We start from the raw sequence: 521 nt of genomic DNA on the forward strand, positions 1-521 counted from the left end.
TGTATGAGCTTGCAAGGCATTATAAAGTCTCTTATTACAGCAAACTGACAAAAAAGGAACTGATTTTTGCCATTCTGAAAGCAAACGCCGAACAGGAAGATCTGCTGTTCATGGAAGGCGTATTGGAAATCATCCAGTCCGAAGGGTTCGGCTTTCTCAGACCGATCAACTACTCGCCTAGTTCAGAGGATATCTATATTTCCGCCTCACAAATCCGCCGTTTTGATTTGAGAAACGGTGATAAAGTGTCCGGAAAGGTCCGCCCTCCAAAAGAAAACGAACGGTATTACGGCCTGCTGCACGTTGAAGCGGTTAACGGCGACGATCCTGAATCAGCAAAAGAACGCGTGCACTTTCCGGCATTAACGCCTCTTTATCCAGATCGCCAGATGGTGCTTGAAACGAAGCCGAATCACCTGTCAACACGGATCATGGACATGATGGCGCCGGTCGGCTTTGGACAGCGCGGTCTGATCGTCGCTCCGCCTAAAGCGGGTAAAACCATGCTCTTGAAAGAGATC

1 protein-coding gene is annotated in these 521 nt (G+C 48.6%); it reads left to right on the forward strand.

Features of this window, described 5'->3' with window-relative positions; translation table 11 throughout:
• A partial coding sequence (locus ACWHAR_RS31920; protein ID WP_452089032.1) for a Rho termination factor N-terminal domain-containing protein occupies positions 1 to 521 on the forward strand: 521 nt, incomplete at both ends.

This window comes from Bacillus sp. LR--39 (genome assembly GCF_053613335.1).